The 15,121-nt window shown below is 30.9% G+C and carries 11 protein-coding genes, 1 tRNA gene and 1 pseudogene; 7 read left to right on the top strand and 6 right to left on the bottom strand.

Translation table 11 applies throughout. The annotated features are described in order from the left end of the window. Positions 1 to 133 precede the first annotated feature (133 nt). Both HALSA_RS00490 and HALSA_RS00495 read right to left on the bottom strand, forming a co-directional pair. A complete protein-coding gene (locus HALSA_RS00490) occupies positions 134 to 1,831 on the bottom strand; it encodes a solute:sodium symporter family transporter (RefSeq protein ID WP_013404688.1) in 1,698 nt (565 codons plus the stop codon). A 295-nt stretch (positions 1,832 to 2,126) separates the two neighbouring features. Next, positions 2,127 to 3,299, bottom strand: a complete 1,173-nt coding sequence (locus HALSA_RS00495) for an ROK family transcriptional regulator (protein ID WP_013404689.1) — start codon at positions 3,297 to 3,299, stop codon at positions 2,127 to 2,129. 173 nt (positions 3,300 to 3,472) lie between these two features. Between HALSA_RS00495 and HALSA_RS12760 the strand changes: the two genes are divergently transcribed. Then, positions 3,473 to 3,575 (top strand) — tRNA-Ser (locus HALSA_RS12760). 99 nt (positions 3,576 to 3,674) lie between these two features. Here HALSA_RS12760 and HALSA_RS00500 read toward each other — a convergent pair. After that, the gene (locus tag HALSA_RS00500) at positions 3,675 to 4,667 is read right to left on the bottom strand and encodes an aldo/keto reductase (protein ID WP_013404690.1); all 993 of its coding nucleotides are present in this window, start codon (positions 4,665 to 4,667) and stop codon (positions 3,675 to 3,677) included. Positions 4,668 to 4,848: 181 nt separating this feature from the next. Between HALSA_RS00500 and HALSA_RS00505 the strand changes: the two are divergent. Then, a pseudogene (locus HALSA_RS00505) lies at positions 4,849 to 5,322 on the top strand (aldo/keto reductase); the annotation flags it as partial. A 160-nt stretch (positions 5,323 to 5,482) separates the two neighbouring features. Here the strand turns inward: HALSA_RS00505 and HALSA_RS00510 are convergent. Beyond that, positions 5,483 to 6,775 (bottom strand): acetamidase/formamidase family protein, encoded by a 1,293-nt coding sequence (locus HALSA_RS00510; RefSeq protein ID WP_013404691.1) that lies wholly within the window; start codon positions 6,773 to 6,775, stop codon positions 5,483 to 5,485. Positions 6,776 to 7,007: 232 nt separating this feature from the next. Between HALSA_RS00510 and HALSA_RS00515 the strand changes: the two genes are divergently transcribed. Continuing rightward, entirely contained in the window at positions 7,008 to 7,358 is a 351-nt protein-coding gene (locus tag HALSA_RS00515) for a hypothetical protein (RefSeq protein ID WP_013404692.1), read from the top strand. Positions 7,359 to 7,447: 89 nt separating this feature from the next. After that, positions 7,448 to 8,185: a YaaA family protein gene (locus HALSA_RS00520; protein WP_013404693.1), complete on the top strand. Its 738-nt coding sequence runs from the start codon at positions 7,448 to 7,450 to the stop codon at positions 8,183 to 8,185. Between the two features lie 98 nt (positions 8,186 to 8,283). On the opposite strand, the gene cls is transcribed toward HALSA_RS00520, so the two are convergent. Next, positions 8,284 to 9,702, bottom strand: coding sequence for a cardiolipin synthase (gene cls / locus HALSA_RS00525; RefSeq protein ID WP_013404694.1), 1,419 nt, complete (start codon positions 9,700 to 9,702; stop codon positions 8,284 to 8,286). A 146-nt stretch (positions 9,703 to 9,848) separates the two neighbouring features. On the opposite strand from cls, the gene HALSA_RS00530 reads away from it, so the two are divergent. Beyond that, a complete protein-coding gene (locus HALSA_RS00530; protein WP_013404695.1) occupies positions 9,849 to 11,030 on the top strand; it encodes an IS256 family transposase in 1,182 nt (393 codons plus the stop codon). Positions 11,031 to 11,193: 163 nt separating this feature from the next. Here HALSA_RS00530 and HALSA_RS00535 read toward each other — a convergent pair whose 3' ends face one another. Beyond that, positions 11,194 to 12,912: a methyl-accepting chemotaxis protein gene (locus HALSA_RS00535; RefSeq protein ID WP_013404696.1), complete on the bottom strand. Its 1,719-nt coding sequence runs from the start codon at positions 12,910 to 12,912 to the stop codon at positions 11,194 to 11,196. A 267-nt stretch (positions 12,913 to 13,179) separates the two neighbouring features. Here HALSA_RS00535 and HALSA_RS00540 point away from each other — a divergent pair, with 267 nt between their 5' ends. Beyond that, on the top strand, positions 13,180 to 14,346 hold the full coding sequence (locus HALSA_RS00540) for a transposase (protein WP_013404697.1): 1,167 nt from the start codon (positions 13,180 to 13,182) through the stop codon (positions 14,344 to 14,346). 346 nt (positions 14,347 to 14,692) lie between these two features. Further along, positions 14,693 to 15,115, top strand: coding sequence for a NusG domain II-containing protein (locus HALSA_RS00545; protein WP_013404698.1), 423 nt, complete (start codon positions 14,693 to 14,695; stop codon positions 15,113 to 15,115). The last annotated feature ends 6 nt before the right edge of the window (positions 15,116 to 15,121 follow it).

A 15,121-nucleotide genomic window follows, 5' to 3' on the forward strand; every position in this document is an offset into this window, starting at 1 on the left:
TTCTCCTTTTATATTCAATCTCTTCATTAAAATAATCTTTTTCTTAGCTAAATATTTAAGAAAATTTAAAAAAATAAAGAGATAAAATGATTCAATTGGTGCTATTTTGATTTACAACATTTTTCGACAAACCCTATTTAATTGCTTTTCTTTTAAAATAAGCAATTAATAATATTACACTCATACTTATAAAATATACAGAAAAAATAACTAAAAATCTAGTTAAAGCAGCTTCCCCAGCCCAAACAATACCAAGAGGTGAAAGAAGAGTATATACAAAGATTAGTGTTGCAATAACAGCTGCACTTACAGAACCTACATGCTTCCAATGATTTAATTCTACTACTCCAGTGTCTTTCTGTTCATAAGGCGTTTTTCGAGGAGCAATTTTACCAATTATCAGCATTAGACCTACACAAAGCAAAAATAACATTCCTAAAATATGAAGAAAATGAATATTTGGTTTAAAAACGAATTGTAATAAACCATATAAGAACATAAAAGTGAAAATTGATACTTTTGCTGCAATGGCTGGGACTCTCTTAGTATAGAAGCCTACTATAATAATTACCAATGTAGGGACATTAAAAAATCCCATAAATTTTCTCATGAAAACAAACAATCCGCTTGGTGCATTTACTATTTGAGGAGCTAGAAGCATAGAAAAGATTGCTAGAAAAGTACCAAATATTTTTCCTACCTTTACTAAATCTTTATCTTTAATATTTGGCTTAAAGATAGGCTTATATAAATTAATACAGAATAAAGTTGAAGCAGAATTTAAAGCTGAATTAAAAGAACTTAAGATTGCTCCAAATAATACTGCTGCAAAAAAACCAACTAATGGCTTAGGAAGTACTCGACTAACTAATATAGGATATGCCATATCTCCTATAGACAGGTCTCCTCCATATAAATGAAAAGCAATAATACCAGGTACCACCATAACAAATGGTGCTAAAATTTTCAAAAACCCAGCATAAAGAACACCTTTTTGCGCTTCAGCCAAATTTTTAGCACCAAAAGTCCTTTGTACTATAAATTGATTAGTACACCAATAAAATGTATTAATTAATAAAATTCCTGTAAATAAAGTGCCAAAAGGAACCGGATCTCCCGCACCACCAATAGCATTTATCCTCCCTGGATGATTAATAATTATCTTATTAACACCATCAATAAAACTTCCATTTCCTAAAGTAATAAAACCTAAAATAGGTATTAACATTCCACCAATTAATAAACCTACCCCATTAATCGTATCTGATACTACAACTGCTTTTAAACCTCCAAAAATAGCATAAATACCTCCAACTATTCCAATTCCCCATACCATTATTGTAAGACCAGTCATTTCAGAAACACCAAATACCTTTGATATATTAAATAATGAATTAAAAGCTAAACCTCCTGAATATAATACAACCGGTAAGAAGATAACTCCTAAGCTTATCAAAAACAAAATTGCAATTAAGTTTCTTGTGCTTTTATCATATCTATCCTCAACAAATTCAGGAATTGTAGTAATTCCACTCTTTAAATATTTAGGAAGGAATATCAAGGCCATAAAAACTAAAGTTAAACCTGATGTTGCTTCCCAAGCCATAACAGATAACCCCCCCATAAAAGCATTGCCATTCATACCCACTAATTGCTCTGTCGATAGATTAGTTAACATTAAAGATCCTGCAATAACAACCCCAGTTAAATTCCTACCTCCAAGAAAATAGCCAGAATTAGTATCTAAATCTTCTTTTCTTGTCAAATTCCAAGAAATAAAAGCCACTGAAATTGTAAAAAACAAAAATGATGCAATTGTAAATAAATTCATTTTATTCCTCCTTATTAATTATAATTTTTTTCGCTGATATAATATATAAAGCCCTAAATAACATTTCTTATGAAATAATTTTTTCTGAATACTTACTTAAAATATTCAATCTATTGTTAATTTAATCCCCCCTTTTTTTGATATCTTTTTTCTAATATATATAATATTATCTGCAATATGAAAAATCATTGGATTTAGAGTATGTTATTAATCGCTCTACCAATTCCATCATAAACAAATAATTTTCTATATATTTAATTAGTTAATTAAACTTATTAACTAATTAGTTAAAAATTTATTTTTTTAATAATATTCTATCTATTATAAGAGCTCCTGCTCCAATTACTGCTGCTTTTTCATTCAATTTACTTCTTTTGGTTAGAATTTTATCATTGACACCAAAAAAGTTAGATTTTAAATACTTCTCAACATTAGAATAATAACTTTCAGAATCAAATAACTCTCCATGTAAAACAACTAAATCAGGCGCTAATAAATTCAATAAATTAGATATTGAAACACCCATATATTTGCCTGCTTTAGACATGATTTCATTTGCATAATTAATACCATTTTCATCTTCAAGTATTATATTATTTATCTCAAAAAGATAATTTTTGCTATCCGCTTTAACTTCTTCATAATTTGATATAATAGCATGCCCAGACGAAAAAGCCTCAAGACATCCATTTTTGCCACAAGTACAAGTAGGTCCATCTGGTATTACTATTGTATGTCCTAATTCACCTGCACCAAATTTATATCCATAATATAATTCTCCATTTAAAATAATTCCACATCCGATTCCATAACCTGCATGAATGAATAACATTCTAGGGATTTCTCCCCAATTGTAACAAAATCTATTTTCTCCAAGTGCCATTAACCGAACGTTATTATCTATTAAAATTGGCAAAGAAATTTGTTTTTCTATTTCTTTTTTTAAATTAACATTATTCCAATTAAGATTTGGAGATTTTATTACAACTCCTTTATTATTATCTATTATACCGGTTGCTCCAATTCCAACTCCTAATATTTCATTTTTTTTAAAATTAGCACTAATCTTTTTAATTACATCAATAGTTTTATTTATAATTGTTTTTTCTGATTTTGTGTTTAACGATATTTTAAGTTCATTCAATAAATTCCCTTTTAAATCAATAATTCCGCTCTTAATTGTTTTTACTCCAATTTCAACACCTATCACATACTTAGCTTCAGAAACAATATCAATATTTTTTCTTTTTCTTCCTACAGATTTATTACCTTCTTGAAATCCAGTTTCTTCTAACAAGCCTTCATCTATTAGTTGTCTAGTTATTGTGGAAACACTAGCTTTTGTTAAGCCCGAAATATTACTTATTTCAGATCTAGATAATGGGCCTGATTTTAATACTATTTCGATAATTTTAGCAGAATTATCTTCTCTTAAATCTGACATACTTTTTCCTTTTAGATAACTCATATTATTACTCCCCTATATTTATTAATTAGATTTATTAATTAAATATTAACAAAAAAGATAACATTTGTCAACAATTTTCTGAAATTTGTTTTTATTGAGTTAATTAAAATATTAAATGCTTTATTCTAAAATTTAATCATTAGCTGGAAAACTCCTAAAATCACTGTTTTAGCGGAATAGTTGGCAATACTTGATATCAACTAACAAACCTCAGTACGGACTTGAAATCCGGTGAAGCCGAAAGGTGTCTGGGTTCGAGTCCCAGTCTCTCCGCCATTGAATATTAAGGGCTGATGCCCATTTTAAAGACCTGCCGTAAGGCAGGTCTTTGTAATTTACTCATTAACAGCTGTTCAGCAAGTCTTCATTAAATTATTATTTGGCTGTTATAGCTTCAATAGCAGCTAATTCATCATTTGTAAATTCTATATTATTTAAGCTGCCAACATTTTCAATAATCTGCTCGACTTTACTGGCCCCAACAAGAACAGAAGTAGCTCCTTGATCTAAAACCCAGGCTAAAGCCATCTGGGATAAGCTTTGTTTTCTATCAGCAGCAATTTGATTCAGTTCTTTTATTTTTTCTAATTTCTTTTTAGTAATATCATCTTTTTTAAGGTAGCCGCTTTCTTTGGCGGCCCTTGAATCTGCAGGAATTCCATCTAGATATTTATCAGTTAATAAGCCCTGAGCTAGTGGAGAATAGATAATAGCACCCATTCCGGCTTCCTCAAGAGTTTCTAAAAGATTTTCTTTTTCAGACCAGCGTTCAAAGATAGAATAATTATACTGGTTTAAAAGCAAATTGACTCCCATTTTTTCAGCAACTTCTACTGCTTTTTTAGTCTGTTGAGAATTATAATTTGATATACCAACATAAAGCGCTTTTCCTTGATCCTGAATTTGTTTTAAAGCTCCGATCGTTTCTGCTAGTGGTGTATCAGGGTCTGGACGATGATGATAAAAAATATCTACATAATCAATATTCATTCGCTGTAGACTTTTATCAAGACTGGAAATTAAATATTTACGAGAACCCCAGTTTTCATATGGGCCAGGCCACATATAATAACCTGCCTTAGAAGAAATTATCAATTGATCACGATAAGGTCTAAAGTCTTTCTCCATTAAAATTCCCATAGTTTCTTCTGCTGATCCAGCTGGAGGACCATAATTATTGGCAAGATCAAAGTGGTTAATTCCTAAATCAAAAGCCTTACGCAGCATTTTTCGGGCATTTTCTAGAGTATCAACTCCACCAAAGTTATGCCATAAACCTAAAGAAACTGCTGGTAATTTAAGACCGCTATTGCCAGTGTAATTATACTGCATTTTTTCATAACGATTTTCATTAGCTAAATAAGGCATTAAAAAACCTCCTGTTATGATTTTTAGAGAAAATTTTCATTTCTAAATTTTATTATATCAGAATTATCATCCAAATTAATGTCAGCAGCTTACAATATTCACCACGTTAAGTTAAAGCAATTTTAGAAGCCAACAATGAAGTCTACCAATTGATGTATGCCATAGACCTAACTTTGTAGGTATGATTGGTTCAGCTATTGGTTTTGGAACATGGCAAATACCTGATGGAGAAACAGCTGTATCAGCTGTTTTGACAGCTCTTGAAAACGGATATCGACATATAGATACAGCAGCTGCTTATGATAATGAAGCAAGTGTTGGCAAGGCAATTAAAAAATCAGAAATTCCAAGGGAAGATTTGTTTATAACAAGTAAGGTATGGAATACAGAAAGAGGGTATAATAAAACAAAAACTGCATTTGAAAAAACATTAGCAGAGTTACAGCTTGATTATCTTGATCTTTATCTTATTCACTGGCCAGCAAATGCAAAACAGTTTTCAAACTGGAAAGAATTGAATCAAAACACCTGGAGAGCTTTAGAAGAATTATATAAAGCCGGAAAAATAAAAGCTATTGGTGTAAGCAACTTTCTTTCTCATCATTTAAAACCTTTAATGGAAAATTGCGAGATTAAACCTATGGTCAATCAGATATGTTTTTGATTTTGAAATATCTCAAGAAGATATGAAGCAAATAAACGAGATGCCATATTTTGGCGGATCAGGACTTAATCCTGATGAAATAGAATTTTAGTTTCAACAAAAAAATTGAATATTAAAAGGCTGGAGAAATTCCAGCCTTTTAATTAGATATTTATTTTTCTGTATAATGGTTTTTAACAATTTCTGCAAGATTAATTTCTTTAAGTTTTGAAATGGGAGTTAAAATAGTGATATTAACTATCCCTGGTGCTCGGCCAATACAAATGTCTCCATTAACTGTTACTCTATTTTTTACTTCATCAAGTGGATAATCAAGCAATTTTGCTAATTTTTTTAATCCATCTGCTGCTGCAGAGTTTAAATCAGCACCACTTCCAATCATCTGTATCGGATACATTTCTCTTTCTACATAACTGAGACCAATGCTTTGGGCTGTCTCATTTATTCTTTTATTTTCTTCTTCAGTATAAGGTTTTGTTAGCGGGGTTAAATCTTCAAGATTAGGAAGTATAATTGGACCTAAATTGTTTAAATTTTTGATTAAGTCAATCGTGATTTCTACTTCAGCTGCAATATCAGTTGTGTGTCCAGCAATTTCTCCATCTCCCTGCATGGCATGAACATCTCCAACATAAACTCCGGCACCTTTAACTTTAACGGGTGCGATTATTACTGCTCCTTCTCTTACCTCATTAACATCCATATGCGCATCACTTCTATTATTCAAATCTTTTTCACTGCAGGCATATTCATGTTCAGCCCCAAGCAAGAACTGAGCAAAATCTCCAGCATTATGAGAAGAAGGCATATCCATAGCAGGCACAGTACCAATATTACCAATCATCGGTATTACTCTTGCAGGCACTCCTGGCATATCATGTTTAGCAAAGACATTTATAGAATGCTGCATTCCTGCTGAAGTTAGATTGCTATATTCATTAGCTTTTTCTGCAATTTCTTGACTTATATTTTCATCAACTGTTATCCCAAATTCCCTTTTGTTATCAAAATACATTGTGTAGCCATGTGGCATAGTGAAAGGAACTACAGGTGAATCACAGTTTTGACATTTTATAGCTTCTTCACCGGTTCCTTTAATATAAGTATCAGGATTTTTAGTTCCGCAATTAGGACAGAAACTGTCTATACCAGGATCACTTTTGAAATATTCACCCTGTGCTGCATCTGTTCCTGAAGATGTTGCTCTAGACAAAACATTAATTTTGTCTATCTTAATTGCTACAGCATCTCCAACTTCTGCATCTTCGATAGCTACAGGTCTGCCTACTTCATGCCAACTTTTAATACTTGGGGTAATCATATTTCCCCAACATCCTGGGTTTGTTCTAACAATGAATTTTCCCCCAGGTGAAAGTGTATCTACCATTTCTATTCCAGGACCAACAATATCTGTAGTTTCGTCACAGTATACCAGTTTTTTCACTTTCCCACCTCCTCGTATTAATTTAATTATATTATTAAAATTTTGATAATTCAAATTATTAACGATTTAAATATCTTTAGCAACATAATTGACATAGAAAGAATAGTAAGAGTTGAGATTGCCAATAAGATAGATATGTCCCTTTAAGAAGTTAGAGATGTAGTTTGTTTACAGAATTTGAAGATGATTAATAATATAATTATATAAACAGAATGCAAGAAGGTGAGTTGAAATGGAAAAAGATTATCAAACAGGTCCATTAAGCGATAATTTATTGATCAGTCTCCATCTGTCATTTATAATATTTTCTTTTAGCTTTGCTTTAAGAGCACCATTTTATTTTGGCTTTCTACTTATATTTTTGCATAAAGCACATGAAATATATTTTGGGGAATGCTATTTAACCCTTTTGCAGCAGCGTTATGGCTACAGTGGGCAAAATGATGATTTTTTCTATCATTTTTTTAGGCGTTTAAATATTGAAGTGAAGCGAAAATCAACCCGGAATATTCATCTAGCGATCAAAACAATAATTTTACTAATTGTACTTTTTAAAACATTTAATTATTTTGATTTTTTTTAGTTTAAATGACAGTTAAAGATTTATAAAATAGCTAGAGCTAATAATTAAATAATGATGAGTAATTATAAAAAAGGGAGGAAATTAAAGATATGAAGATAATATTATCACCCAGTAAAACCCAGAATCACGAAAGACAGCGAAAAGAAGAAGGTAGAGATATTTTAAAAGAAAACAAAACTGAGGAATTATTTAATTATCTCAAATCACTATCAAAAGAAGAATTAAAAACAGAGCTTGATATACAGGGCAATCTTTTAGATAGAACATATGAGCTTTATCAGCAGCACAGTTTTGAAAATGAAACAATTCCTGCAATTGAATGTTATAATGGAGCAGTATTTAAGCAGATTGACTTAGATAGCTATGATAAAGATCAGTTAGCTTATATGCAGGACAAACTTGTCATAATATCTCCGATGTATGGACCAATTAGTTCAGATACCGAAATCTGGCCCTATCGACTTGAGATGAGACTAAAACCTGATGGAATCAATCTTTATGAACACTGGCAGGATTTAATGGAAGATTATTTTCTTGATGTTGATTTAATAATAAATCTGGCTTCAAATGAATATAGTAAAGTAGTAGAAAGAAATTATGAAGGGAAGATAATCGACTTTTATTTTAAAGAAGAAAAAGAAGATGGCAGCCTTAAAACAATTGGTTATTATGTTAAACAGAATAGAGGTAAATTACTTAATGAATTGATCAAAAAACAGGTTAATAGTCTGGATGAGATTAAAAAAATAGAATTGGATGGCTATAAATTTGATGAAAAACGCTCTGATGAAAAGAACTTTAGGTTTATTAAACCATATACAGAGTAGTAAAATAAATTAAATAGAAGAAAATATAAATGCCCGCCTATTTGAAAAAGATTAGCTCAATTGGCGGGCTTTAATTAATTAAAGCTGTAATTTTAAGTTTATAAAATTGGAGAAAGAAGTCTAGAAATTGATTCGCTTATCTTTAAAGTCCAGCTTCTATTTTGATAATCTTCCATCGTTATTTCATCTGAATATTTCAAATCGTTGTTAAAAATTTCCTCATGTTCTTTTGCAACTTTTTTATCATAAATAAAGGCATTTATTTCGAAATTAAGCTTAAAGCTGCGGGTGTCCATGTTTGTAGTACCGATTGAAAGAATTCGCTCATCAATAGATATTGTTTTGCTGTGTAAAAAGCCTTTTGTATAACGAAAACAGCGGGCTCCAGACTCAAGGAGGCTGCCAACAAAAGAGTGATTAGCTCCATAGACAAATGGATGATCTGCTCTATCGGGAATCATGATCTTAACATCAATACCAGAACGAGCAGCATTTTTCAGAGCTTCTAATACAGGTTGATCTGGTATAAAATATGGAGTTTGAATATAAATATTATCTTCAGCTCCATAGATCATTTTGAGAAAAAGAGACTTGATTATCTGTTCTTTTGAATCAGGTCCACTGCTTACAATTTGAACCGGGGAACCATCATTTATATTTTTAGGTGGAAAATATTTTTCTTCATTAAATAGTTCTTTTCCATAAGCAAAATTCCAATCCAATAAAAATCTGTGCTGCATACTATCTACATTTTTCCCTTTAATCCTTAAATGAGTGTCCCGCCAATCAGCAAATCTTTTAGAATGACCAATATACTCCTCACCAACATTTATACCACCTAAATAACCTATTTGACCATCAATTATCACATTTTTTCGATGATTTCTATAATTGATATCCAAAATAAAAGGTGCAAATGGAGCTGTTTCTGCCCCTGCATCTTCCAACATATTTAACGAATGAGTTGAAAGATTTCTACAGCCCATTTTGTCATAAAGCAGCCTGACTTCTAGCCCTTGAGCAGCTTTTTTGGCTAATAGATTAATTAATTTATCTCCAAGTTTATCATTCTGGATAATATAATAATTGACATGAATAAATTCTTGAGCGTTTTCAATATCATTAAAAAGATCATTGAATTTATCACTACCATTAGTATATATCTTAAGTTCATTATAACCGACTAAAGCTGTTGTTTTTGCTTGAAAACCAAGTCTTATTATATTTCTTTCCAGCTTGCTAAAATTAGATCTAACTTCTGCAAGCAATTCTTCTTTTCTTTCTTTAGACATATTTTTTAACTCATCTATATGCTGTTTTCTCCTAAATGTTTTTCTTTTTTTAGGTGTTAACCCAAGAAAAAGATATAATATAAAACCAAGAACCGGAATTAAAGTTAAAATCAATAGCCAACCCCAGGTTGCAGTAGGATCTCTTCTCTCAAAAAAGATAAGCAGAATAATAAAAATTATATTTGAGATTATTATTGCTGATGGTAAATAAGTAAATAAATTCATAAAAACCTCCATAATAAATAACGGTGATTTAGTAGTGTACAATAAGTTGTGTAAATAGATTTTTTTCAATAAAAAAAGAGGAATCCTTCTTTGAATGGTTGAAATATTTATTAGCGAAATAAACTCAACCCAAAGGAGGACTCCTCATGAACAGTATACCCGAAAAAAACAGTGATGGTCAAGTTGAATTTCACGATTTAATCATTGAACTCATCAAAAATTTTCTCGAGAATTTCCTCAAGGCTGAATTAACTGAATTTCTAAACTATGAAAAACATGAATACTCAGGTAGAAACTCTGGCAATAGTCGTAATGGATCTTATCTTCGTGATTTCTTAACTCAGTTTGGCAGTATTAAAGGCTTAAATGTTCCTAGAGATAGAAATGGTGAATTCCAAACTGAACTATTCCAACCATATAAACGCTATGATAACTGGCTTGAAGAAGCTATAATAAACATGTATGCTAATGGCCTTTCCACCCGCTATGTAGCTGATTGGATAGAGCAGATGTATGGACAAAAATATAGCCCTACTACTATTAGTAATCTAACTAATGTTGCTCTTGAAGAGGTTAAAAAGTGGAAAGAAAGACCACTTCAAAAACGGTACAGCGTTATTTTTATTGATGGCATGAGCATAAAAGTCAGACGAGATACTGTTGCAAATGAATCTGTATATATTATCATTGGTATCAATGAAGACGGCTATCGTGAAATACTTGATTTCTACATTGGTGCAACTGAATCTGCTGCTTTATGGGAAGAAGTACTAAGTAATTTAAAAGAACGCGGAGTCCAGGAAGTCCTACTAGGTGTTATAGATGGACTCCCAGGACTTAAAGATTCTTTTCTAAAAGTATTCCCTAAAGCGGATGTGCAGCGTTGTATAGTTCATAAAGTGCGTAATACAATAGTCAAAGTTAGAAAAAAAGATACTGATGAAATCGTTAAAGATTTAAAAAAGATCTATAGATCTCCCAGCAGAGAGTTTGCAGAAAAAGCTTTAGAAGAATTTGATTTTAAATGGAGTAAAATCTATCCTAAAGTTACTCAAAGCTGGTACGTAGATAAAGATGAACTATTAACATTTTATAAATATCCAGAAAGCATACATAAAGCCATATACACAACAAACTGGATTGAAAGAGCCAATAAAGAAATCAAAAAAAGATTAAAGCCTATGAATAGTTTGCCTAATGTACAAGCAGCTGAAAAAATAATTTATTTAAAGATTATTGAGTACAACTCAAAATGGTCTGATAGAAAGATGAGAGGATTTTTAGCTGCAAAAGATCAGCTCCATCAACTATTTAAAGAACGATACTGATTTATTTACACAAGATTCTTGACGTTATCGGTGATTTTAATTAATACTCTTAAATCTAATTATATTATATATCTTAAGTCTTTTTTATACAAATATTTGCAAGTTAAAAGAAAAAACTCCCTACAAAATGCAGAGAGTTTGTGAATAAAATATAAGAGATTTCTTATATTTTATAATCATCAGTTATGTCTTTTAAATCATGGGATGATTGAGCTATTGATTCAGCGAAGCTTGCTAATTCCTCTGAAGAGGCTGTCTGTTCTTCAGTAGAGGCAGAAACCTCTTCCGCATTAGCTGAGAAATCTTCACTCATTGCTGATATCTCTTTTATAATCTCATTTACTTCTTCATTATTTTTAACCATAATATCAGATCTTTTCACAATATTTTCTACTGATTCAATCAAATTATTTATTACTTCTGAAATATTATTAAAAGTTTGTCTGGTATTATTTATGGCCTGGAAGCTTTCATCTACTTTTTTATTAGAATCTTCCATTTGAACTATAGTATTATTTACTTTATTTTGAATTTCTTTGATTCGCTGGCTGATTTTTTCTGTTGAAGCTGAAGATTCTTCTGCTAATTCTCTGATTTCATCTGCTACAACACTAAAACCTCTGCCTGCCTCACCAGCTCTAGCAGCTTCAATAGCAGCATTTAAAGCCAGCAAATTGGTTTGATCTGCTATATTATTAATCGCTTCTACAATATCATCTATTTCCCTTGAAAGATCACCTAACTCATTAATATCTTCTGACATTTTAGTAAAACTATTAAATACTTTTTCTGATTTATCTTGAGATAGATTTATTGCTTTATTACCTTCTTTTATGAATCCATCAACTTCGTTTGATTTATCATTCATATTAAATATTATTTTTGTTATATTATCAATATTTTCATCCAGATTATTTATATTTTTTTCAGCTATTTTAACTAATTTAGATTGTTCTTCAGCACCTTCTGCTACCTGCTCAACTGATCTACTTATTTCTTCTGATGAAGCAGAAAACTCTTGACTGCTAGCAGCTAATTCCTGGCTGGCAGATGCTAATTTGTTTACTATCTCTACTTCGCCTTTAACAGCTTTTATTAATTCATCTCTGATTTTAATAAATGAATTTGCTATTATTCCAACTTCATCTTTTCTTTCAGAAAATTGATCCACTAGATATGCATTTTCATCAACCAGCTCAAACTCACTTAATTTATCAGCAGATATCTGGATTGTTTTAAAATCTTTAGAAATAATATTACTTAGATAATAGCCGAATCCTAATATAATTATCGATAACACCAAAAATACAATAAATATTGTTCTATATGTATCACTAACTATTGTACCAATAAACTCCTGTGAAACTCCTAAAAACCAGATACCAATAACATCTCCTTCTTGATTTCTTATCGGAGAGTACCCGGTTTGAAAATCCTCGCCAACAACGTTTGCACTGCCATAAAAATTATTACCATTAATTAAAACCTCTTCTTTTACTTCATCTGAAACTGTTGTCCCTACAACTCTTTCGCCATTCTGTCTTATACTTGTACTAACCCTGGTATCATTTTTAAATATTGTTACCTGATTTTCTAAATTTCTTTCTATATAATCTACGAGCTCATAATTGCCATCTATTTTTAAATTTCCTTTATATAAATCTCCGTTTCTGAGTGTCCAATCTCCAGGATATTTACTATCTAACATCTCATAACCTGCATCTAAATTTGTTCTTACTCTATCCATAACCTGTTCTTCAATAACCTCAGTAATAATGCTCCCTACAATTATAGATGATGCTGTTAAGAATAATAGAATACTAATTACTAATAACAAAACAACTTTTCCTTTTATAGTGATATTTTTATATTTATTCAACATCTAAATTCATCCCACCTCTGCCTTAATTTTTTAATCTTCTTAAGTTTATTATCGTTATTTTTAAAAAAATATTAAATAAGCGAATTTCATAAAAATAAGCCTTGATATACCAAAGATTTTAATGATATAAAAAGGGCTTCACCCCATCTTGTCGAATTTAATAGTAGCACCTAAAAAACCGAAAGAAGGTGAAGCCCTATTAATAATATTCGACAAGAGTGTCTTTTTCCCTTTGAAGAATTGCTAAATTTATCGGAAACAGACAAATTGATTTGTATTTTAGATCCTATTGATTTTAAACCTGTTGTTGAAAAGATAAAACCTAAGTCTAATAAAGGACCAATTGGATATAATCCAGAAGCTATTTTAAGAGCTTTTTTTGTCCAACAGATTGAAAAGATTCCCACCAGAGCAGACTTAGTAAGCAAAATTGATAGAAGTCCTTATCTCAGATATGTTTGCGGTTTTTCTACCACTGGTAGGGTGCCCAGTGAAGCAACATTTAGCCGATATTACAGTAAATTATCCGAGACTGATGGACTGGAAATACTGATGAATAATCTTTTAGATCAGAGTATAAAACTCAATTTATTGGATACTGAAACAATAGCTATTGATGCTTCAAAACTGGAAGCATATGAGCGAGCTAAACCAAGGTCAAAGATAGATAAGGAAAATAATTTTACCCCTGACTGGGGAACCAAATTTGATTCCCATAAAAATCAGATAACCTGGTATGGCTGGAAGATACATGCTGCAGTTGAAACTAAATCTGAAATACCAATAGCTTTAACTTTAACTCCAGCTAATCATGCAGATAAAACTCAGGCAATACCATTAGTTGAAAAGGTTAGTGAGTTTTTAGCTAAAAGAGATTTAATTAAACCTAAATATTGGACTATGGATTCAGGCTATGACTACACTGATATCTATGAGTATATTCTCTTTGAGCAGGAATCTCAGGCCATTACCCCTATTAACAAACGTAATGCTAAACAACCACCAGCTGGATTTTATGATTTTAAAGGAACACCAGTCTGCAGCGGTGGTTACAAAATGTATTACTGGGGTCATTACAAAGGAGTCAACAAATTCAGATGTCCACATGTATGTGGTAAAGTTGACTGTATTCACGGTACTAAGTGGTGTTCTGACAAAGATTATGGTCGAGTAACAAAAACAAGACCAAAAGATAATCCAAGGTACATATCAACTCCACATAGAGATTCTAGAACCTGGAAAAAGATCTACAACAGAAGAACTAGTGTTGAAAGAACTTTTTCTAGATTGAAAGAGCATCTGAATTTAGCCAACTTAACTGTAATGGGAGCCAAAAAAGTTAAAACTCATTTACTGTTAAGCTCAATCAGTTTGATAGCCGCAAGAATAGCAGCAGAGAAAATCAAGCTGCAAAATCAGGTTTTAGCTGCTTAAATAGCTTTTTAAAACATGATTTTAAAATACCCAAGCTAAGTGCGTCTAATTTTAGCAGTAAATCTATGGTAAATCATTAAAATCTTCAATTTTAAGTTAAAAGGCTTGTTTTTATGATTCGCAGACAATATTTTTTTGATTAAACTAAATTAAGCGTATTATGAAATTCGCTTAAATAAATAAAAAGCTCTTAAAAATTCTCTGAGACTTTTATACAGCTGAGGCTTGCTTAAACTATAGTTTTCATTAATTTGCTTGCTTATTAAATATTATTAATTTGAAGTGGTTAGTAATATCTGTGTATAATAGAAAGAGAAAAGAAAATCTAAAATATTAAGGAGCAGAAATGAGTATATTTAAAATTTTAACTATATATGATAAGATATTAATTGTTTTAATTGTAGTAGTGTCATTCTTATCTATAATATTCTTTATTATATTTGCTGGAAATAGTGTCGCTGGAGAAAAATATGCAGTTGTAAAAATTAATAATCAGGAGGTTCAAAGATATCAATTAGATGGAAGCAGTAGGACTGAGAAGTTTGAAATTGAAGTTGAAAATGAAATTTATCTAGGTGAGTTAGTTATTGATGATGAAAGTGTGAGACTTAAAAGACTTTCTAAAGAAATATTACCATTATCAATTCATTCAGACACTGGTTGGATTAACAATCAATTTCAAACTATTATAGCTTTACCTATCAAATTAACTATAGAAATAGAAACTATGGAGGAAAATGACTTAGAATATGATGGCATTGTGTATTAATATTAA

Source organism: Halanaerobium hydrogeniformans, assembly GCF_000166415.1.
GTDB lineage: Bacteria > Bacillota > Halanaerobiia > Halanaerobiales > Halanaerobiaceae > Halanaerobium > Halanaerobium hydrogeniformans.

Bases quoted from the DNA above. Each gene is read 5' to 3' on its own strand.
- HALSA_RS00530 (WP_013404695.1), top strand. From the start codon at position 9,849: ATGAACAGTATACCCGAAAAAAACAGTGATGGTCAAGTTGAATTTCAC.
- HALSA_RS00535 (WP_013404696.1), bottom strand. From the start codon at position 12,912: ATGTTGAATAAATATAAAAATATCACTATAAAAGGAAAAGTTGTTTTG.
- HALSA_RS00520 (WP_013404693.1), top strand. From the start codon at position 7,448: ATGAAGATAATATTATCACCCAGTAAAACCCAGAATCACGAAAGACAG.
- HALSA_RS00500 (WP_013404690.1), bottom strand. From the start codon at position 4,667: ATGCCTTATTTAGCTAATGAAAATCGTTATGAAAAAATGCAGTATAAT.
- HALSA_RS00490 (WP_013404688.1), bottom strand. From the start codon at position 1,831: ATGAATTTATTTACAATTGCATCATTTTTGTTTTTTACAATTTCAGTG.
- HALSA_RS00495 (WP_013404689.1), bottom strand. From the start codon at position 3,299: ATGAGTTATCTAAAAGGAAAAAGTATGTCAGATTTAAGAGAAGATAAT.
- HALSA_RS00515 (WP_013404692.1), top strand. From the start codon at position 7,008: ATGGAAAAAGATTATCAAACAGGTCCATTAAGCGATAATTTATTGATC.
- cls (WP_013404694.1), bottom strand. From the start codon at position 9,702: ATGAATTTATTTACTTATTTACCATCAGCAATAATAATCTCAAATATA.
- HALSA_RS00545 (WP_013404698.1), top strand. From the start codon at position 14,693: ATGAGTATATTTAAAATTTTAACTATATATGATAAGATATTAATTGTT.